At 32.8% G+C, this 20,409-nt stretch carries 19 protein-coding genes; 7 read left to right on the plus strand and 12 right to left on the minus strand.

Annotated features, from left to right (window positions below; all coding sequences use genetic code 11):
• Positions 1-22: 22 nt before the first annotated feature.
• On the minus strand, positions 23-919 hold the full coding sequence (locus tag EV144_RS14020) for a helix-turn-helix domain-containing protein (protein WP_134149728.1): 897 nt from the start codon (positions 917-919) through the stop codon (positions 23-25).
• A gap of 172 nt (positions 920-1,091) precedes the next feature.
• On the opposite strand from EV144_RS14020, the gene EV144_RS14025 reads away from it, so the two are divergent.
• Positions 1,092-2,075, plus strand: a complete 984-nt coding sequence (locus EV144_RS14025; protein WP_134149729.1) for an aldo/keto reductase — start codon at positions 1,092-1,094, stop codon at positions 2,073-2,075.
• 25 nt (positions 2,076-2,100) lie between these two features.
• On the opposite strand, the gene EV144_RS14030 is transcribed toward EV144_RS14025, so the two are convergent.
• Both EV144_RS14030 and EV144_RS14035 read right to left on the minus strand, forming a co-directional pair.
• The gene (locus EV144_RS14030; protein ID WP_134149731.1) at positions 2,101-2,430 is read right to left on the minus strand and encodes a hypothetical protein; all 330 of its coding nucleotides are present in this window, start codon (positions 2,428-2,430) and stop codon (positions 2,101-2,103) included.
• A 26-nt stretch (positions 2,431-2,456) separates the two neighbouring features.
• On the minus strand, positions 2,457-3,251 hold the full coding sequence (locus EV144_RS14035) for a peptidase (RefSeq protein WP_134149733.1): 795 nt from the start codon (positions 3,249-3,251) through the stop codon (positions 2,457-2,459).
• Positions 3,252-3,626: 375 nt separating this feature from the next.
• On the opposite strand from EV144_RS14035, the gene EV144_RS14040 reads away from it, so the two are divergent.
• On the plus strand, positions 3,627-4,274 hold the full coding sequence (locus EV144_RS14040) for a M15 family metallopeptidase (protein ID WP_134149735.1): 648 nt from the start codon (positions 3,627-3,629) through the stop codon (positions 4,272-4,274).
• 1 nt (position 4,275) lies between these two features.
• Here EV144_RS14040 and EV144_RS14045 read toward each other — a convergent pair whose 3' ends face one another.
• The 8 genes from EV144_RS14045 to tsaD all read right to left on the minus strand — a co-directional run bounded on the left by EV144_RS14045 (position 4,276) and on the right by tsaD (position 11,564).
• On the minus strand, positions 4,276-4,842 hold the full coding sequence (locus EV144_RS14045) for a hypothetical protein (RefSeq protein WP_134149737.1): 567 nt from the start codon (positions 4,840-4,842) through the stop codon (positions 4,276-4,278).
• On the minus strand, positions 4,843-6,027 hold the full coding sequence (locus EV144_RS14050) for a THUMP-like domain-containing protein (RefSeq protein WP_134149739.1): 1,185 nt from the start codon (positions 6,025-6,027) through the stop codon (positions 4,843-4,845).
• A 3-nt stretch (positions 6,028-6,030) separates the two neighbouring features.
• The gene (locus EV144_RS14055; protein WP_134149741.1) at positions 6,031-7,122 is read right to left on the minus strand and encodes an AI-2E family transporter; all 1,092 of its coding nucleotides are present in this window, start codon (positions 7,120-7,122) and stop codon (positions 6,031-6,033) included.
• Positions 7,123-7,232: 110 nt separating this feature from the next.
• Positions 7,233-8,192: a zinc metalloprotease gene (locus EV144_RS14060; RefSeq protein WP_134149743.1), complete on the minus strand. Its 960-nt coding sequence runs from the start codon at positions 8,190-8,192 to the stop codon at positions 7,233-7,235.
• 377 nt (positions 8,193-8,569) lie between these two features.
• Positions 8,570-9,067: a TrmH family RNA methyltransferase gene (locus EV144_RS14065; RefSeq protein WP_134149745.1), complete on the minus strand. Its 498-nt coding sequence runs from the start codon at positions 9,065-9,067 to the stop codon at positions 8,570-8,572.
• A gap of 9 nt (positions 9,068-9,076) precedes the next feature.
• Positions 9,077-9,715 (minus strand): DUF4159 domain-containing protein, encoded by a 639-nt coding sequence (locus EV144_RS14070; RefSeq protein ID WP_134149747.1) that lies wholly within the window; start codon positions 9,713-9,715, stop codon positions 9,077-9,079.
• Between the two features lie 115 nt (positions 9,716-9,830).
• Positions 9,831-10,538 (minus strand): 16S rRNA (uracil(1498)-N(3))-methyltransferase, encoded by a 708-nt coding sequence (locus EV144_RS14075; RefSeq protein ID WP_134149749.1) that lies wholly within the window; start codon positions 10,536-10,538, stop codon positions 9,831-9,833.
• Between the two features lie 3 nt (positions 10,539-10,541).
• Positions 10,542-11,564 carry a tRNA (adenosine(37)-N6)-threonylcarbamoyltransferase complex transferase subunit TsaD gene (tsaD, locus tag EV144_RS14080; protein WP_134149751.1) on the minus strand — a complete coding sequence of 341 codons (1,023 nt, stop codon included), beginning with the start codon at positions 11,562-11,564 and terminating at the stop codon, positions 10,542-10,544.
• Between the two features lie 205 nt (positions 11,565-11,769).
• Here tsaD and EV144_RS14085 point away from each other — a divergent pair, with 205 nt between their 5' ends.
• The 5 genes from EV144_RS14085 (at position 11,770) to EV144_RS14105 (ending at position 20,032) form a co-directional block, all read left to right on the plus strand.
• Positions 11,770-16,284 (plus strand): translocation/assembly module TamB domain-containing protein, encoded by a 4,515-nt coding sequence (locus EV144_RS14085; protein WP_243854668.1) that lies wholly within the window; start codon positions 11,770-11,772, stop codon positions 16,282-16,284.
• Positions 16,285-16,592: 308 nt separating this feature from the next.
• Positions 16,593-17,579, plus strand: a complete 987-nt coding sequence (gene pfkA / locus EV144_RS14090; protein WP_134149753.1) for a 6-phosphofructokinase — start codon at positions 16,593-16,595, stop codon at positions 17,577-17,579.
• A gap of 87 nt (positions 17,580-17,666) precedes the next feature.
• Complete coding sequence (gap, locus tag EV144_RS14095; RefSeq protein ID WP_134149755.1) at positions 17,667-18,671, plus strand: type I glyceraldehyde-3-phosphate dehydrogenase; 1,005 nt, start codon at positions 17,667-17,669, stop codon at positions 18,669-18,671.
• A gap of 124 nt (positions 18,672-18,795) precedes the next feature.
• On the plus strand, positions 18,796-19,647 hold the full coding sequence (locus tag EV144_RS14100) for an N-acetylglucosamine kinase (protein ID WP_134149757.1): 852 nt from the start codon (positions 18,796-18,798) through the stop codon (positions 19,645-19,647).
• Between the two features lie 10 nt (positions 19,648-19,657).
• The gene (locus tag EV144_RS14105; RefSeq protein ID WP_134149964.1) at positions 19,658-20,032 is read left to right on the plus strand and encodes a methylglyoxal synthase; all 375 of its coding nucleotides are present in this window, start codon (positions 19,658-19,660) and stop codon (positions 20,030-20,032) included.
• Here the strand turns inward: EV144_RS14105 and EV144_RS14110 are convergent.
• Positions 20,013-20,393: a Rid family detoxifying hydrolase gene (locus EV144_RS14110; RefSeq protein WP_134149759.1), complete on the minus strand. Its 381-nt coding sequence runs from the start codon at positions 20,391-20,393 to the stop codon at positions 20,013-20,015. The genes EV144_RS14105 and EV144_RS14110 overlap by 20 nt on opposite strands.
• Positions 20,394-20,409 lie beyond the last annotated feature (16 nt).

A 20,409-nucleotide genomic window follows, 5' to 3' on the forward strand; every position in this document is an offset into this window, starting at 1 on the left:
TCTTTCGAAGATCAATTCGAACTCAATTCAAATTTTTATAATCCAAAGGCGACATGCCTACTTTCTGTTTGAATAAACGCGTAAAGTGCTGCGGATATTTAAAACCTAATTCATAAGCGACTTCACTTATTGATTTATTAATATCAAAAATCTTTTCTTTAGCAAGATCAATTACTTTAGATTGAATAAATTCCTGTGCTGTAAATCCAGTATCTTTTTTTATTAAATCGCCAAAATAATTGGGAGACAAATTCAACTTTTCTGCACACCAGCTTACAGAAGGCAAACCTTCGTTACGGGGTTTATCGGAGTTAAGATAAGTGCTGAGTAAATTTTCAAATTTATCCAAAACACCTTTATGAACCGTATCGCGGGTAATAAACTGTCTGTCGTAAAAACGATTGCAATAATTCAGAAACAATTCTATATTAGAAGTAATAAGGGTTTTGCTGTGTTTATCGATAGACTGTTCCAACTCATATTCGATTTTAGAAAAACAATCCAAAATCAATTTTCTTTCTTTTTCTGATAAATGCAGGGCTTCATTAGTATTGTAAGAAAAGAAATTATAATCATCCATATGTTTTCCCAATGCTGTACCATGAAGTAAATCAGGATGAAAAAGCAGCGCTTTTCCCATTGGCTGATATATTCCGCCATTTGCATCTACTTCTACAACCTGACCGGGTCCAAAAAATACTAAAGTTCCTTCCTGATAATCGTAATAGTTATTGCCGTATTTAAGATCACCGCATTTTATATCTTTAAGAATCACACAGTAAACACTAAAATTCATTTTGTACTGACCGCGTGGAGAAGCTTTTGATAAATCTACAATGCTTACCAAAGGATGCAGTGTTTCATTATTATTGAAACTGTTATAATCGCTGACGCTGTTAAAGTTTATAATAGAATTCATATTTCGTACATTTATAAAACAAATTTAAACCTTTTTTATCCAGTGTTTTAAAGCGTAATGGCGAATCAGTAATAATGGTATGGAATACTGTAATCTGTCTACAATTTTTTGTGGGATAACTTTTGAAATTTGCATTGTCATTAGAATAAAAAGAATTTAAAAAAGAAACAATATGAAATCAAGAATATTAGGAAACAATGGTTTAGAAGTTTCTGAACTAGGTTTAGGCTGTATGGGATTAACTTTTGCTTACGGACCAGCAGTAACAGGAAAAGATGGAATTGAGTTAATTAGAAGTGCCTACGAATCGGGTATTACATTTTTTGATACCGCAGAAGCTTACAGTCAAGGAGGAAATGAAACGCTGCTTGGTAAAGCAGTGGCACCTTTTAGAGATAAAGTGATAATCGCTACCAAATTTGGTTTCCTGAACGGTGATGCATTAACAGGCGTAGACAGCCGTCCGGAAAATATTCGTAAGGTCGCAGAAAATTCATTAAAATACCTTAATACAGATTATATCGATTTGTTTTATCAACACAGAGTAGATCCAAAAATCCCGATGGAAGATGTTGCCGGAACTATTCAGGATTTAATGAAAGAAGGTAAAATAAAACATTGGGGACTTTCTGAAGCTGGAGTAGAAAGCATCAGAAAAGCGCATGCGATACAGCCCGTAGCAGCTTTGCAAAGCGAATATTCTATGTTTTTTCGCGAACCAGAAAAAGAAATCCTGCCTTTATTGGAAGAATTAGGAATTGGTTTTGTTCCGTTTAGTCCGCTTGGGCGCGGTTTTTTAACCGGAGCAATTACTGAAGACACTAAATTTACCGAAGGTGATTTTAGAAATTCTCTTCCAAAATTTTCTGAAGAAAACAGAAAAGCCAATTTAGCTTTAGTTGAATTGCTAAAAACGATTGCTGCAGAAAAAAATGCTACAGCAGCGCAGATTGCACTGGCTTGGCTTTTGGCTCAAAAAAGCTTTATTGCTCCAATTCCGGGAACGACTAAAATACATCGTCTTCAGGAAAACATTGGTGCGACAAAAGTGTATTTAACTACAGAAGATTTAGCTAAAATTGAAATCGCATTATCTAAAATTGAAATTGTAGGAGCAAGGTATCCGCAGCATCTTCAGGATAAAGTTGGAAAATAAAATTAGATAATAAACATAAAACGGCTTATAAAAGTCGTTTTATGTTTATTAATTCTGGATGGATAAGTTTTAGAATTTTTCCATGTCCAACAAGTCTTGGTCCTTCAAAAAAATCAAACTCTAATCCTTCGCTAAGTTTTTCTTTAAAATAATCCGTATCAAATAATGTTATTTCTGCATTTACAACTTGGCCGGGACAAACGAAATCGGTGCCAATAAAATTTTGAACACCAGAAAATAAGCCGGAATAAAAAGGAAATTTAATTCCTGGTCTATAACCAGATAAAGCATTGGTTTTTCGACCGCCTTCTTCAGTTGATAAATAGGTAAGCTGTGCTATGAAATGTGGTGCCAAAGTCATTTGTTGGATATATATAAATTCTAACTTCCTATTTTTCCATAACGCTGATATTCTGAAAAATACAATACGATTTTCTTTCCGTTTTTAGAATAAGGATAGAACAATTGATATTTTCCGTCATTGGCATTAAATCGAATTTCTGTCGAATTATTATAAAAAACTTTGGATAAATAATCTCTTTCTTCTTTGGATGCTTCTTGTATGTAATCCTTTTTATCTAAAGCAGTTGTGTTATTTTCGTGAAAATACTGATTAAAACCAAGAAAGACTTTTGATTGGTCTAATGTGTCAGCAACAATTACGCTTACATTAGGAAAGTTAGTGTCTGTTTTAGAATAAATTTTAAGAATTGAAGCCGTATTTCTTATCCATTTTTTGTCGAATGAATACGCCGCAAGCTGATTTGATTTTGCAGCATTATCTTCAATAATAGATTTTGCAGAAGCCACCAGCATTTTTTCTTTTTTGTGTGAGCTTAAATAATCGCCTCCAAATAAAAGAACAAAAATTAAAGGAAAGCTTAAAATGAATATTAAACCCAGCTTTTTACTCGTTTTTTTCGATTCCTGATTTACGTTCTGATTGTGATTTTCTGCAATTCTAGTCAGATTGAACATTATATTTATAATTAATGCGCCAAACATTAAAGCTAAAATCCCAACGATACTCAAATAAAAACTTTCGGTTAAGTTTTCTCTAAATACCTTAAAACCAAATACGGTAATGGAGATAAAAATAAAAACCCAATATACTAAAAGGAGTATAGAGGTTATCCCGATAATGTTGCTAAGTCTGACTAATGATTTACTGTTCATTTTTATTTTTTAAAGTTGTTTGGATCTTCCTGCAAGGTTTTCAAAACCTTGTAGGTATAAATAAGTTTGGTTAGGTTGAGAATGGAAATAGAAATAGAAACCTACAAGGTTTTGAAAACCTTGCAGGAAGCGCATATTTATACGTTTTGCACACTGTATATTCACATGATATATAAAGGATAATTGTTTTGTTAATAAGAGTAAATATAGAATTATTTTTGAACGTTATATCATTGAAATAAAAGTTCTTAAAAAAACGAAAATTTCTAATCTAATGAACTGTTTTTACGCCTTATTAAAATCTTTTAAGAAATGTCTGCCGTAATTTTATTAAATTCGTGTTCTGCAGATTTTTAATTTTATAAATGCAATTGTATGTTTTCAGCTCTTAAAACCTTTTTCTTTCTTGGAACTTTTTTCTTTTTAGTTTCTGTGCATGCTCAAAACGAAAGTTATGCTTCAATTCCTGCAATTGCAGACACGACTTTTGTGAATTTAAAAGACTACAGCAAAGATTTTGTTTATGATATGAAATATGCAACGACAGATAATTTCCTGAAAGCCAAAGTTTACGATTGTGCAGAATGTATGCTGCGTTTTAAGACCGTTCAGGCGCTTGTTGCCGCCAATGCCGAATTTATTAAAAAAGGGTATAAAATCAAGCTTTACGATTGCTACAGACCTTTGTCGATTCAGAAAAAAATGTGGGAGATTGTGTCGAATCCAGAGTATGTGGCCGATCCAAAAAAAGGCTCCATCCATAATAGAGGAGGAGCCGTTGATATTTCTATTGTTGATGCTAATGGAAAAGAAGTAGAAATGGGAACTCCTTTTGATTTTTTCGAAATTGAAGCAAGTCATAATTATACCAAACTTTCTAAAAAAATACTTTCAAATAGAAAATACCTTAAAAAAGTAATGATCCAGAACGGTTTCAATTCTTTTGATTCAGAATGGTGGCATTATAATTTAAAAACCGGTTTAAAAGATAAAGTTTCCAATCAGAAATGGACTTGCGAATAATTTATTCTACGCAGCGAATGTTTTCCTTGAAATAGGTATTCGGATGATAGGTTTTTCCGTTCATTTCAGAAATTAGGTCTGCTTTTACAATATAATCTTCCGTATCTGTTAAGTATTTTATACGCATAATAGAAATGGGAGATTTTTTTAGTTCCTCAAAATTATCTTTCATAAACATAAAAACTCCCGTGTTTACGCGGTTGTCAATATTTTTTTCGCCGTGTATAAGTGTACCGCAGTTTTCCTTATCGATGTGCAGCAATGTGACTATTTTTCCGTTTTCTAATTGCAGAAAAACTTTTGAGTTTTTATCAAAACAATTCGCTTTTATAAAACTTGTGCTTTTCTGGATAAGCTGTAAATTTAAAGTTGGTAAACCATCTGTAAGCGCAAGCGAAAAGAAAACATAATTGTTGGTTCCTCCAAAGTTTTTTTCACTCATCAAATATTCGTTAGTAACTTTGTAACTGCCAATAGAGTCGTTTACGTTTACACTGTATTCGCATGGTTTTTGGGCAAATGCAGTAAGAGTAAGAAATAAAAATGTTAGTGTAATTAGTGGTTTCATTTATTCAGTTATTTTGCTGCAAATTAAAACTATTTTGTTATCTTTTACATCAGTTGTAAAAAAACAGTAAATATTTCCGCCATTTTTTATTTTCCACTTTTTTCTGATGTTCTCAACTGTTTCGGGAAAGTTCCTCGTAGTCACATTTGCCTGCTTATTTTGCAGTTCGTTTTTCATGTCATTTTTGTTGTACGAAATCACTTTTTCGACCTTAAAACGACGTCCGGGAAAATCAATTAATTCTTCTGAAGTATATAAATGAGAATGTTTATGAAGTTTATTGATTTTAAATGAAGAGCTTACTTCATCAAAACCACCAGATTTCATAATTGCCGAATTGGCTTCGTACAAATATTTTTGAGGAAGAGAATAAGAAAGAAATGCAGGATCATTATCCAAGACAAAATCAAAAGTTTCCGTTTTATCTTTTGAGATGTTGGCAGTGTTAATCGTTATTTCGCCATAATAATTGTTATGAATTTCAAAAAGCAATTCTTTTACTTCGTTTTCGAGTGCAATAATATGAATGTTTTTTACAAATTTTAATTCTGATAATCCTGCTGAAATATCTAGCAAAGGGGCAGTTTTGATTAAAATTGAATCTGATTTTTCAAAATAAAAGTCCAACAGATCAGGAACATTTGGCAGGCAGTCTTTTAGCATAAAAACTTTGCCTTTTGCATCATTTCTTCTGGAAGGATCAATATAAATCCAATCCCATTTTTGATTTAATTTGTTTAGAATAGTAGTAGAATCTTCGGCATAAAACGTACAATTTTGAACTTCTAACTGTTCAAAATTATGTTTTACAATTGCCGATAAATCTTCGTTTATTTCACAATGTGCAACAGCTTTAAACTTTTTAGAAAAGTAATAATCATCAACTCCAAAACCTCCTGTAAGATCAATTAAACTTTCTCCGGAAATCAAAGAAGCTTTGTAAGCGGCCGTTTTCTCAGAAGAAGTTTGCTCTAACGAAATTTTGCTTGGATAAATAATATTTGCTGTTGCAAACCAAGTTGGCAATTTTTCTTTTGCTTTTGATTTGGCTTCGATTTGGTTTAAAATCAAAATCCAGTCTACTTCTGGAAATGGATTTTTCTGAAGCGCTAATGTTGAAATTGAGGCACCACTATTTTGAGTTATAAAGTCTTGAATATTTTTGCTTAAAATAGAAGTGTTCAATGTTTAAATTCTTTCGGTTAATACGGAGACAATTTTGTTGTCAGGAAAAAATTCTTTCAGGATTACTTTTAGCATTGTAAAAACCGGAACGGCAATAATCATCCCGACGATTCCAAAAGTAATACCGCTGATTATGGTAATCAGGAATATTTCTAACGGATGCGAATTTACACTTTTTGATGCAATTATTGGCTGACTGATATTATTATCAATCGCCTGTACGACTAAAAATCCTATAAGTACATAAATTGTTGTTGGAAGAATTTCCGATTGAAAGTCATGTCCTATTAAACTAATCATCGTTAAAATTCCAGCCAAAGTTGTTCCGATAATTGGGCCGATGTACGGGATAATATTTAAAACGGCACATAAAAACGCAATTACAAAAGCATTTTTATTCCCGAAAATGAGAAGCACAATTAAATAAAGAATGAATACAACGGTAAGCTGTAATAATAAACCAATAAAGTATCGGGTTAACATATGGTTTATTTTTGTAACCGAATTTAAGATTTTGTCTTCATTATTATCTGGAAGAATTTTTCTTGCCTGCGTTTTAAATACTTCCTGATCTTTGATAAAAAAGAAAGTAATAAAAAATACCGAAACCAAACCCATTCCCATATCGGCCATAAAACCCATTATAGAATTGATAAAACCTGTAAAAAAACCAAAATTAAGCATCGAGGTTACTTTAGAATCTTTTAGCATTTTGTTTAAATCTACATGCTGAATGTTGAAATAGGTTTCTATATTATGTTCCATTTCTACAAACTGAAGTTGTAAATGATTGGTGTCTAATAAGGATAAATTGTTGGCCTGAGAAATAATTAACGGAACAAAAAGCAATATAAACCCAACCATCATTAAAATAAAAAAGATAATAGTTGTTGTAGCAGCTAATGAATTGCTGAATTTTAATTTATTTTTTAAAAACAGAACTAACGGGTTTGCTATCAGACACAATATTAAAGAAACAACCAGATAGACAATTACAGTCTGAATTGTATATAAAAAATATAAAATAATACCAATAATTAAGATGGTTGCTAGTGCTCTTAAAATACCGTTAGAAATAATTTTTGATGTTATCATGTTTCGATTTTAAGGCATAAATATAGGAAAAATCTTTTGCAATTACTGGGGTTAACAAAAAAAGCGGGATGTAATACATCCCGCTTTAATTTATTTCTGTTTTTATTTTTTTAGATTCCAAAAGCAGCTCTTGGACCTCCAGATGCAAAAATTGCAGCCATTCTGCTTTTCTGACCGTTAGAGAACATATACATGGCATTATCATCAACATAATCCATATAGTTCATAGTCATTTCTACAGGAGTTCCAGAACAAGTACTGTAATGAGGGTAAGCCGGTACACCATAATTTTCTTCGTTATGAGTTGGTGTGTCAGATACTAAATCGCTTCCGCAAGTTGCATCTCCCCAAATGTGACGTAAATTCATCCAGTGTCCAACTTCGTGAGTTGCAGTTCTTCCTAAATTAAACGGAGCATTTGCAGCGCCAGACAATCCAAAATATCTAGAATCAATTACAACTCCGTCTGTAGCAGAAGCGCCGCCAGGAAATTGAGCATAACCTAAAATACCGCCGCCAATTGCGCAAGACCATAAATTAAGTTTTGTTGTTGGCGAAGTTGGTGCAAGACCTCCCTGAGCCACTTTTTTCATAGCATCGTTTGTACCCCAAGAAGTTTTGGTAGTAGATTTTCTGATAACCTGATCTAAAACAAACGTAATTCCTACGTTGGCTTTTACACCAGCAAAAAGAGCAGGCACACTATTAAAATCAGAATTTAAGGCATTAAAATCTTTGTTTAATACATCAATTTGTGTTTGAATCTGCGCATTAGAAATATTTTGCGCTGTAGTTTTGTACAAAACGTTTACAACTACTGGAATTTCAATTTTACCATTTACCAGACGGCCGGTAAAATTAGAAAGCATTTGTTTAGACGTAAATGCTTCAATTTCATTCATTCTAATGGCAAGCATAGGATCAGCTTTTAACTGAGCTTCTAAAACTTGCTGCGATGCGCATCCGCGACGGGCAATCGCACTTACTTCTGAATCTGAAGATTCGGTTTGGTCGTTTTGACAAGAAAATAACAGCAAAGCTGTAACTGCAGATAATAAAATCTTTTTCATAATAATCGGGGTTTTTGTTATAAAAATTGGTATTTGTTAAATAGTAACGCAATTTTATAACAAAATAGTATTGTAAAAAAATATTTACAGTTAAAAAAATTGTCAGAATTTTATAATCCCTTACAGTTGTTGATTCTTACAAAAATTCAATTAAAAATATTAATAAGTATTTTCTTTCTTATTGAATTTTTATGCATTTTAACGGTGTTATATGCTTTTAATCGATGTATTTGAAAATGCTTTGTTAAAAAAGTTAAGATTTAAAAGTAAAATAGACTGGATAGCGCTATTTATGGCATTATAAAAATTGATGTAAAAAACACACTTCATTATGAAGATTTCAATTTTTCGAGACTATAAGATTGTAAAAAGAGATTTTAAAAAGAAGTAATCTCGTAAAGGGCAATACTTGCAGCTTGCACGACATTCATGCTGCTGTTTTTTCCAAACATGTTTATGTGGACAATTTGGTTTGAAATCTGCAAAAGCTCGTCGCAGATTCCGTTAATTTCACTTCCTAAAATAAGTGCAATTTTTTGATTTTCAGGAATTACAACTTCTTTTAGCGGTTTGCTCGTACTCGCAATTTCCAAAGCAATAATTTCGAAGTTGTTTTCCAGCAGATAAACAGTAAGATCTGTTATCTCTTCTATTGTAGTATGAGGTACATGAAGATGTGTACTTCTGGAAGTTTTATTTATTTTGCGAGGTGTAAGCGGAATATCTTTTCCGAAAAAAATGATATTGGCTACTCCAAAAGCCTCAGAAATTCTAAAAAGCGAGCCAATATTCTGCTGAAAATAAATATGATCGCAAACCAACGTTATCGGAAACGTTTTTCTTTCAAATTGATTTTCTTCGTGAGTAAGCTGCACTTTCTAAATTTAATTATTAAAAATATAATTGATAATGTTAGCGCCCATTTTTAGCGCTTTATCTCTAACATTTGCGGGATCATTGTGTACTTCTGGATCTTCCCAGCCATCGCCCAAATCACATTCGTAAGTATATAACAATACTAATTTATTATCAACAAAAATTCCAAAAGCCTGAGCGCGAGTCCCGTCATGTTCGTGAATTTTTGGCAAACCATTCGGAAACGGAAATGGTTTTTGAAAAATAGGATGATTGGCAGGAATTTCGACCAAATTGTTATTAGGGAATATTTTTTTGATTTCTTTTCGAATGTATTGATCCAATCCGTAATTATCATCGATATGAAGAAAACCGCCTCCGGTTAAATAATTTCTAAGATTTGCAACATCAGCATCGTTAAAAACAACATTTCCGTGACCCGTCATGTGTACAAAAGGGTAAGAAAGCAAATCAGGATTACTTGGTTCAACCGTTGAGGGTTTTGATTTTATTCTTGTATTAATATTAGCATTACAAAAACTAATTAAATTCGGCAGAGAAGTAGGATTGGCGTACCAGTCGCCGCCGCCGCTGTATTTAAGTAACGCAATTTCTTGAGAGAAGGAAGGTATAGAAACCAATAAAAACAGAAGAAATATTTTTTTCATAAGATTATTATTTGTCATTGTGAGGAACGAAGTAATCTCACTATAACGACACAAAGTTTGATTTTGCAATGGATTGCTTCGTTCCTCGCAATGACAAAGCTAACGTAAAAAAAAATTAGTTTTCATTAAAAAAAACAACACTATGGCAAGCCACAACTGCAGCAGTTTCGGTACGAAGACGTGTATTTCCTAAAGTCACAGGTTTATAATCGTTTTCTAAAGCCAGCGCAATTTCTTTTTCAGAAAAATCACCTTCAGGACCAATTAAAAGCGTAACATTTTCGTTTGGTTTCAAAACTTCTTTCAAAGATTTTTTATCGGTTTCTTCGCAATGTGCGATCAAATTTAAACCTTCATTTTTTTGTTTAATGAATTCTTTAAAGGAAATGGCTTCATTTAATTTTGGCAGAAATGTTTCATTAGATTGTTTCATTGCCGATAAAATGATTTTTTCAAAACGTTCCAGATTAATCGATTTACGTTCAGAGCGATCACAGAAAATAGGTGTGATTTCCTGAATACCAATTTCGGTAGCTTTTTCCAGAAACCATTCAAAACGATCATTCATTTTGGTAGGTGCAACTGCCAGATGCAAACGAAATTTTGGAGCATCGGTTTTTTTTATAGAAAGAATTTCAACGGTACATTTATTATCAGAAGCCAAAGTAATTTCGGTTTCAAACAATAAACCTAAACCGTTTGTAACGTGTAAAATATCCGAATCTTTTTTTCGCAAAACCTTTATTATATGACGGCTTTCTTCTTTATCAAAAGAAAAACTTTCGGTTGTTTCGTCTATATCCGGATTGTAAAATAACTGCATAATTTAAAATTGAATTCTTGCTTTAGAAACCACCGCAGCAGTTTCAAAACGATTTGATAAAAATTTCTGATAGCCTACAATTCCAATCATTGCAGCATTATCTGTAGTATATTCAAATTTCGGAACAAAAGTTTTCCATCCGTATTTGCCTTCACTTTCTTTCAATCGGGTTCTAATTCCTGAGTTTGCAGAAACGCCGCCGCCAATTGCAATTTGTGTAATTCCGGTTTCTTTTACCGCCAATTTTAATTTATCCATCAAAATTTCGATAATTGTATATTGAATAGAAGCACAAATGTCATTTAAATTTTCTTCGATGAAATTTGGGTTTTCCAGTTTTTTCTTCTGAATAAAATATAGAATAGCCGTTTTTAATCCAGAGAAGCTAAAATCTAATCCGGGAACTTTTGGTTTTGTAAAAGCAAAAGCTTTCGGATTTCCTTCTTTGGCATATTTATCAATCAAAGGACCGCCGGGATAGGGAAGGCCTAAAATTTTTGCACTCTTGTCAAAAGCTTCTCCAACCGCGTCGTCAGTAGTTTCGCCGATAATTTCCATATCAAAAAAACCGTTTACTTTTACAATTTGTGTATGTCCGCCGCTAATCGTTAACGCCAAAAACGGAAATTCGGGTTTATCAAAACCTTCTTCGTCTATAAAATGGGCTAAAATATGCGCATGCATATGATTTACAGCAATTAACGGGACGTTTAATGCTAATGATAATGATTTGCTAAAAGAAGTTCCTACGAGTAAAGAACCCATTAAGCCAGGTCCTTGCGTAAAGGCAATGGCACTTAGCTGTTCTTTTTGTACATTTGCTTTGCGAAGTGCTGCATCTATTACAGGAACAATATTTTGCTGGTGCGCTCTGGATGCCAATTCTGGAACTACACCTCCGTATTGATTGTGAATTAATTGATTGGCCACAACATTTGAGAGCACTTTATCGTTATGTAAAACCGCGGCGGCAGTATCATCGCATGAACTTTCGATGGCTAGAATAAAAACCTCTGAATTTTGCATATAAAGGCACGAATTTTGGATTATATTTGACAAATCAAATTTTATGATTTCTTTGATTTAAGCAGATGCCAAAATTAAAGAATTTTTATCAAAACAGCCGTCCTTTGTCTGTTCAAAATAAATTTAAAAGAAAACTAAAATAAAAGCAGCTATCAAAAAAGTACAGAAAATAATATCACGAACCCTTTTTGGGTTAATTCTGCTATTGCTGCTACTTGCCATTACGCTGTCTCTACCTATTGTACAAACTAAACTTGCCCGTTATGCTACAGAATCTCTAAAAAAGGATTTTAAGGCCGATATTACGGTGCAAAGAGTGGCCATTAATATTTTTGGAGGTGTAAAACTAAAAAAGGTAATGATTTTAGATCATCATAAAAAGACGATGATTTACTCTGAAATTATTACCACCGATATTGTCAGCTATAAAAGATTGATGGATGGCGATCTGATTTTTGGCGATCTTCGTTTAACCGGTTTAATTTTCAATTTAAAAACCTATAAAGGCGAAAACGAAAACAATATCAACAAATTTGTGAAATTGTTTGAGACAAAAAATCCAACAAAATCTAAAACACACTTTTTACTGACAGCGAAAAATGCCTATATTTCTCAAGGTAATTTTTCTGTTGTTGATGAAAATAAAACCACTCCAAGATTCCTCGATTTTAAAAAGCTAAACGCTTATATCAGTGATTTTAAATTGTACGGACCAGATGTAAATACAACGATACATAGATTTTCGTTTTTAGATCACCGTGGTTTATACGTTTCTAATTTTGCCGGAAAATTTAGTTATACTAAAAAACAAATTAAGGTTGAAAATCTGGCTATAAAAACCAAAAGATCTTCTATTTACGGACTTGCAATTTTAAATTATAAAGTTGAAGATTTTCTTGATTTTACAGACAAAGTGAAGTTTAATGTAGTTTTAGATTCGGCTTCTATTGCCTCAAATGATATTCGTTATTTTTATGATGGTTTAGGAAAAAATCAACATTTTAAAATCAAAACCAAACTTAGAGGAACGCTTAATAATTTAAATTTAAACCGTTTAAGACTTAGTGATACCAATGGTTCTAAAATTGTTGGAACGATTAATTTTAGAAATCTTTTAGGAAGCAAAACCCAGAAGTTTTCTATGGACGGGAAGTTTGATAAATTGATTTCGAGTTACGATAATCTTGTGGTTTTACTGCCGGGCGTTTTAGGAAAAAAACTGCCAATAGAGATGAAGCGTATTGGTAAATTTAATATTGTTGGTAAAGCAAAAGTTTCTACAACGGCTTTAGAAACTGATTTTAAAATGATTACTGATTTAGGAAACGGACAAGTTGATCTGCACCTAAACAATATGGATTTTATAGATAAGGCTTCTTATACCGGAAACATAATCTTAGAGAATTTTAACGTTGGCGCTGTATTGGCCCGAAAGGATATCGGCAGGACAACTTTAAACTTAGATGTTGATGGCGTTGGTTTTACAGAAAAATACCTGAATACTATTGTAAAAGGGGATATTGCAACATTAGATTACAACAAATACACCTACCATAATATTGTCGTAAACGGAAATTTTAAATTGCCATATTATAAAGGACAAGTTTCTGTAAATGATCCAAATCTGGTTTTAACTTTTGATGGTTTGGTAGATTTAAGTAAAAGAGAAAGTCGTTATGATTTTCATATTAATGTTGAAAACTCAGATTTACGAAAACTTAAATTCGTAAACGATTCTATTTCCAGTTTTAAAGGAGATGCGGTTGTTCAGTTAACCGGAAATTCAATAGAAAATCTTCAGGGAGATATTTACATAAAAGATGCTGTTTATCAAAACCCAAAAGCGACTTATGTTTTTGATGAAATCAATGTTAATTCAAATTTTGATCAGGATAAACTTCGTACCATAACCATTAAGTCTAATGATGTTGTTGACGGAAAAATTGTGGGTAAATTTCAATTTGCACAATTAGATAAATTGGTAATGAATTCTGTTGGAAGTCTTTATACGAATTATAAACCTTATAAAGTAAAAAAAGGACAATTTTTGCGATTCAATTTCCATGTCTATGATAAAGTCGTAGAAATGTTATATCCGGATATTAAAATTGATTCGAGTACAGTTGTGCGCGGTAAAATTGATTCTGATTTACAGGAGTTTAAATTTAGATTTAAATCGCAAAAAATTACGCAGGCAAAAAATACTTTTGATAATATCAGGATTAATATAGACAATAAAAATGCGCTTTATAATGCCTATATTGAGTTAGATAGTATCAAAACTCCATATTATAAAGTACGTGATTTTAGTTTGATCAATGTAACCGGAAAAGATACTTTGTTTGTTCGTTCGGAGTTTAAAGGAGGAAACAAAGGAGAAGATTATTACAATCTGGATTTGTACCATACTATTGATAAAAACAAAAACAATATAATAGGTATCAAAAAATCTGAAATGAAGTTTAAAGACTATTTATGGTATTTAAACGAAGGTGCAGAAAAAGACAATCGAATTGTTTTTGACCAGTATTTTAAAAATTTCAAGATCGATAATATTGTTTTGTCACACGAAAACCAGAAAATTGATTTAAACGGTGAAATCAAAGGCAAAGATTACAAAGATCTCGTCCTCAATTTTGAAGACGTTGATATTAATAAAATAACGCCGTTTAATTCCAAATTTGTCTTTAACGGAAATCTAAACGGGAGCGTCAATTATAAGCAGAATGAACTCGTTTATCAGCCCACGGCAGCCATTGTTATCGATCATCTTAATTTGAATAAAATAGAATTAGGAACCTTAAAATTTGATATTTCGGGAGATGAAAGCTTTAAAAAGTTTACCATAAATTCTTCTATACAAAATGGTTTTGCAGAATCGTTTAGAGCCAACGGTACTTTTGCAGTAGAAAACAGAGAAACTGTTTTGGATATGAATTTAAAGTTAGAAGGGTTTAATCTGGCCACTTTAGGAACTATTGGCGGCGATGTAATCTCGAATGTGAGAGGTTCTGTTTCCGGTAATGCATCTGTAGTGGGTAATATCAACAAACCGGAAATCAACGGAAGACTTTACGTAGAGAAAGCCGGAATGACAATTCCGTACCTAAATGTAGATTACGCGTTGAGCGACAGAACGGTAATTGATTTAACGAACGAAAAGTTTTTATTTAGAAATAACCAGCTTACCGATACCAAATTTGGAACAAAAGGTCTGCTGAATGGAAGTATAGAACATCATAATTTTGGAGATTGGAAACTCGATTTAACGGTTACTTCTAAACGTTTATTGGCACTTGATACCAAAGACAGTGAAGATGCAGCTTATTTTGGTACAGCCTTTATAAACGGAACTGCAAGTATAAAAGGCCCAACAGATGGCTTATTTATTAAGGTAGATGCAAAATCTGAAAAAGGTACAGAAGTTAAGATTCCGATAAATAATACACAGAGCGTTGGAGAAAGCAGCTGGATACATTTTGTAACACCAAAAGAAAAATACAATCTGGCCAACGGTATCGTAGAGAAAACAAAAAACTACAACGGTCTGGAATTAGAGTTTGATTTTGATATCACGCCGGATGCCGAAGTAGAAGTTATTTTGGATCGAAATTCCGGTCATGGTATGAAAGGAAAAGGATACGGATCGTTATTGTTTAAAATCAATACATTAGGTAAGTTTAATATGTGGGGGGATTTCCAGGCATACGAAGGAACTTACAACTTTAAATACGGTGGATTAATCGATAAAAAATTCTCGGTCAAAAAAGGTGGATCTATTATTTGGGAAGGAAACCCAATGAAGGCGCAGCTGAATCTGGAAGCTGTTTATAAAACAACAGCAAACCCGGCGATATTATTAGATAACACTTCTTCATTCAATAAAAAAGTGCCTGTAGAAGTGGTGATCGGCTTGCGTGGAGATTTAACAAGCCCGGAACCAAATTTTGATATTCAGTTCCCATCTGTCAGCAGTGTTTTAAAATCAGAGATCCAATATAAATTAGATGATAAAGATATCCGCCAGACCCAGGCCTTATACTTACTGTCTACAGGATCGTTTATGAGTACAGACGGATTTAGTCAGGGAGATTTTTCTGGAACACTTACAGAAACAGCATCCAGTTTATTGGGTAATATTATAAAATCAGATAGTGATAAAGTTAATATTGGTTTTAATTATATTACTGCCGATAAAAGATTAGGGCAAGAGGTTGATGGCCGCTTTGAGGCAAATATTTCTTCTCAGGTTAATGAAAGAATTACCATAAACGGAAAATTAGGAGTTCCGGTAGGAGGAGTTAACGAATCTGCAATTGTGGGTAATATCGAAGTGCTCTACAGAGTAAATCAGGACGGGACAATGAATCTTCGTTTGTTTAATAAAGAAAATGACATTAATTATATAGGACAGGGAATTGGTTATACACAAGGAGTTGGTATTTCGTATGAGGTAGATTTTGATACTTTTAGCGAATTGGTAAACAAATTGTTTAAAGACCATAAACTAGAAAGAAGCGTAAAATCTTCTTCGAGTGATTTGCAGGATTCTAATTTAAATCCCGATTTTGTAAACTTTACTAGTAAAAAAGAGGCCGAAAAGAATAAAAAGAAAGCAGAGAAAGAAGAAGAGGAAAGAAAGAAACGTGAAGAAAAGAAAAAACAAGAACCTGCTAATACAAATAATCAAGGGGTGATTCCTGATAACGACGATTTCTAATGTATTGTTAAAATATCTTATAAAAAAACCATTATGCTTCATAATGGTTTTTTTATGCTTAAATTTAGCTTTTTAATCTGTTTTTTATACACCACTTCAAAAATCCATTTTTATAACACTTCAATTACGTATTGTTAATTTTAAGGATTTAATTAAAATATGTGCCTTTTATTATTTTAAATGAAATTTTTAGTATCAAAAAACTTATTAACGAAAACGTTTGAATTTAACAGAATTTATTAATTTATGATAATCCTCACTCGAAAAGTGATGAATGTTTGCTAATTTTACACTTTAATACTTAAATAATGCCAAAAACAATAAAAAAAGTTGGTGTTCTAACTTCAGGAGGAGACTCACCAGGAATGAATGCCGCAATACGATCAGTTGTTCGAACCTGCGCTTATCATAATATAGAATGCATAGGAATTTATAGAGGGTATCAAGGAATGATCGAAGGGGACTTTAAAGAAATGGGACCTCGAAGTGTAAACAATATTGTAAACAAAGGAGGTACGATCTTAAAATCGGCTCGTTCTCTTGAGTTTAGAACCCCCGAAGGTAGAAAAAAAGCGCATGAAAATCTTCTGAAAGCAGGGATTGATGCACTTGTTGTAATTGGCGGAGACGGAAGTTTTACCGGAGGATTGATTTTTAATTCAGAATATGGTTTTCCTGTAATGGGAATTCCGGGTACAATTGATAATGATATTTTTGGTACAAGTTTTACTTTAGGGTATGATACTGCACTAAATACTGTTGTAGACTGTATCGATAAAATTAGAGATACTGCAAGTTCTCACAACCGTCTGTTTTTTGTAGAGGTTATGGGTAGAGATGCAGGACACATTGCTCTTAATGCTGGTATTGGAGCAGGAGCAGAAGAAATTCTTATTCCTGAAGAAGATTTAGGTCTGGACAGATTATTAGACTCTCTTCAAAAAAGTAAAGCTTCAGGAAAATCATCAAGTATAGTAGTTATTGCTGAAGGCGATAAAATCGGTAAAAACGTATTCGAATTAAAAGATTACGTAGAAACTAATTTGCCAGAGTACGACGTAAGGGTTTCTGTATTAGGACACATGCAGCGTGGTGGTTCTCCATCTTGTTTTGACCGTGTTTTAGCAAGCCGTTTAGGTGTAAAAGCTGTAGAATCATTAATAGAAGGAAAATCAAATTATATGGTTGGTTTACAATCAGATAAAGTGGTTTTGACACCGCTTGAACAAGCTATCAAAGGAAAATCTGAGATTGATAGAGAATTGTTGAGAGTGTCTGATATCATGACAACATAAAAAATAAAGTTTAAATAGAAATGAAGTTTAGTGTGAGGAAATTAAACTTAAAATAGTTAATAAAAACAAAAGCAAAAATCAAGTAAAATGTCAAAAGTAAAATTAGGAATAAACGGATTTGGACGTATCGGAAGAATCGTTTTTAGAGAGTCTTTCAATAGAGATAATGTAGAAGTTGTTGCAATCAACGACTTATTAGATGTAGATCACTTAGCTTATTTATTAAAATATGATTCAGTTCACGGTCGTTTCGACGGAACTGTAGAAGTAAAAGAAGGAAAACTTTACGTAAACGGAAGAAATATCCGTATTACTGCAGAAAGAAATCCTGCTGACTTAAAATGGAATGAAGTTGATGTTGATGTTGTTGCAGAATGTACTGGTATCTTCACAACTATCGAAACTGCAAATGAGCACATTAAAGGTGGTGCTAAAAAAGTAATCATTTCTGCTCCATCTGCAGATGCTCCAATGTTTGTAATGGGAGTAAACCACGAAACTGCAAAAGCTTCAGACTTAATTGTTTCTAACGCTTCTTGTACTACAAACTGTTTAGCTCCTTTAGCTAAAGTTATAAATGATAACTTCGGAATTGTTGAAGCTTTAATGACAACAGTTCACGCAACTACTTCAACTCAAATGACATCTGATGGTCCTTCTAGAAAAGACTGGAGAGGTGGACGTGCTGCTGCAATCAATATCATTCCTTCTTCAACAGGTGCTGCTAAAGCGGTTGGAAAAGTAATTCCAGAATTGAACGGAAAATTAACTGGTATGGCTTTCCGTGTTCCTACTGCTGACGTTTCTACAGTAGATTTAACGGTAAAAGTAGCTAAAGAAACTTCTTACGAAGAAATTATGGCTGTTTTGAAAAATGCTTCTGAGACTTCATTAAAAGGTATCTTAGGATATACTGAAGATGCAGTTGTTTCTCAAGATTTTATTTCAGACAAAAGAACATCTATCATCGATGCTACTGCTGGAATTGGATTGAACTCAACTTTCTTCAAATTAGTATCTTGGTACGATAATGAGTACGGATACTCTAGTAAATTGATTGATTTATCTGTACATATTGCAGGTTTAAAATAATAATATATATTTTTGCAAAATCCCGTTATCTCAAAGTAACGGGATTTTCTTATTTTGTTGCGTCTTTAATTAATGTAAAAAACACACTTATTTGAAGAAAAACTAATTCCAAAAACTAAACAAAATGAAATTAATAGTTGATAGTGGATCTACTAAAGCCGATTGGATTGCAATTGATGATAATGGAAAAGTATTATTCACGACACAAACTTTAGGATTAAATCCTGAAATTCTTGACGGACCAGAAATTGTTGAAAGACTAAACGACCGTTTTGATATTTTACAAAATAAAAAAAATGCTACACATTTGTTCTTCTACGGAGCAGGTTGCGGTACAGAAAGAATGCAGACATCATTGTCACAAATATTTAGAGAATATTTTACAAATGCAATTGTAGAAGTTCACGAAGATACTTATGCTGCTGTTTATGCTACGACTCCAAAAGGAGAAGAAGCTATTGTAAGCATCTTAGGTACAGGTTCTAACTGCAGCTATTTTGATGGAAAAGTATTGCATCAAAAAGTACAGTCTTTAGGATATATTGCTATGGATGACTGCAGCGGAAATGTTTTTGGAAAAGAATTAATAAGAAAGTATTACTTCAATAAAATGCCAAAAGAACTAGCTGTAGAATTTGAAAAAGAATATAATTTAGAGCCAGACTTCATTAAAAATAAATTATACAAAGAACCAAATCCAAACGCTTATTTAGCGACTTTTGCTAAGTTCTTGATCAAACATAAAGACACAGAGTTTTGTAGAAAAATCATCTTCAAAGGGATGAAATCTTTCGTAAAAAACTATATCAAACAATTTGATAACTGCAAAGAAGTTCCTGTACATTTTGTAGGTTCTATTGCTTTTTATCTAAAAGAAGAATTACAAGAAACATTTGATAAATACGAACTTCAATTAGGAAACGTTTTAAGAAGACCTATTGATGGATTAATTGCATATCATGTTGCTAACCAATAGTTCTGGTTTTATGGAAATAGCGATTATCGCACATGATGGTAAAAAAGCAGATTTAATTGATTTTTTAATTAAAAATGAAGCCATTTTACATCATGAAAAAATAAAACTTATTGGTACAGGAACTACAGGAGGAAAAGCCGAAGCAGCTGGATTTAAAACCCAAAGAATGCTTTCTGGACCTCTGGGTGGTGATGCGCAGATTGCAGGAAGAGTAGCCGAAGGAATTACACAAATGGTTTTCTTTTTTAAAGACCCATTATCAAGTCATCCTCACGAAGCTGATATAAACATGTTAATTCGCGTATGCGATGTACATAATGTGCCGCTGGCAACCAACGAAGCAACGGCACAATTATTATTAGATGCTATTGCACTGCAATTATAGAAATCTCAACATTTACATTTTTTGGCAGACATGCCACTTGAACCGTTTCACGAGCTGGAGCGGTTTTTTCGTTAAAATAAGATCCGTAAACCGTATTTATAGCACCAAAATTATTCATATCCATAATAAAAATGGTTGCCTTCACAACATTTTCAAAAGTCATATCAGCAGCATCTAGAATAGCTGCAATGTTTTGCATTACCTGAGTAGTTTCATCATTGATATTGTCTGTAACAAGATCTCCAGAAGCTGGATTAATAGCAATCTGACCAGAAGCATAAAGAGTATTTCCTGATAATACAGCTTGATTGTAAGGACCAATTGGCGCCGGAGCCTTTTCGGTAAAGATGATTTTTTTCATAATAAATTATTTTTAT

The organism is Flavobacterium sp. 270 (assembly GCF_004368785.1).
In the GTDB taxonomy this organism is placed as follows: Bacteria; Bacteroidota; Bacteroidia; order Flavobacteriales; family Flavobacteriaceae; genus Flavobacterium.

Coding starts and splice junctions, on each gene's coding strand:
- pfkA (WP_134149753.1), top strand. CDS start 16,593: ATGCCAAAAACAATAAAAAAAGTTGGTGTTCTAACTTCAGGAGGAGAC.
- EV144_RS14055 (WP_134149741.1), bottom strand. CDS start 7,122: ATGATAACATCAAAAATTATTTCTAACGGTATTTTAAGAGCACTAGCA.
- EV144_RS14110 (WP_134149759.1), bottom strand. CDS start 20,393: ATGAAAAAAATCATCTTTACCGAAAAGGCTCCGGCGCCAATTGGTCCT.
- EV144_RS14070 (WP_134149747.1), bottom strand. CDS start 9,715: ATGAAAAAAATATTTCTTCTGTTTTTATTGGTTTCTATACCTTCCTTC.
- EV144_RS14100 (WP_134149757.1), top strand. CDS start 18,796: ATGAAATTAATAGTTGATAGTGGATCTACTAAAGCCGATTGGATTGCA.
- gap (WP_134149755.1), top strand. CDS start 17,667: ATGTCAAAAGTAAAATTAGGAATAAACGGATTTGGACGTATCGGAAGA.
- EV144_RS14020 (WP_134149728.1), bottom strand. CDS start 919: ATGAATTCTATTATAAACTTTAACAGCGTCAGCGATTATAACAGTTTC.
- tsaD (WP_134149751.1), bottom strand. CDS start 11,564: ATGCAAAATTCAGAGGTTTTTATTCTAGCCATCGAAAGTTCATGCGAT.
- EV144_RS14035 (WP_134149733.1), bottom strand. CDS start 3,251: ATGAACAGTAAATCATTAGTCAGACTTAGCAACATTATCGGGATAACC.
- EV144_RS14060 (WP_134149743.1), bottom strand. CDS start 8,192: ATGAAAAAGATTTTATTATCTGCAGTTACAGCTTTGCTGTTATTTTCT.
- EV144_RS14040 (WP_134149735.1), top strand. CDS start 3,627: ATGTTTTCAGCTCTTAAAACCTTTTTCTTTCTTGGAACTTTTTTCTTT.
- EV144_RS14105 (WP_134149964.1), top strand. CDS start 19,658: ATGGAAATAGCGATTATCGCACATGATGGTAAAAAAGCAGATTTAATT.
- EV144_RS14075 (WP_134149749.1), bottom strand. CDS start 10,538: ATGCAGTTATTTTACAATCCGGATATAGACGAAACAACCGAAAGTTTT.
- EV144_RS14045 (WP_134149737.1), bottom strand. CDS start 4,842: ATGAAACCACTAATTACACTAACATTTTTATTTCTTACTCTTACTGCA.
- EV144_RS14025 (WP_134149729.1), top strand. CDS start 1,092: ATGAAATCAAGAATATTAGGAAACAATGGTTTAGAAGTTTCTGAACTA.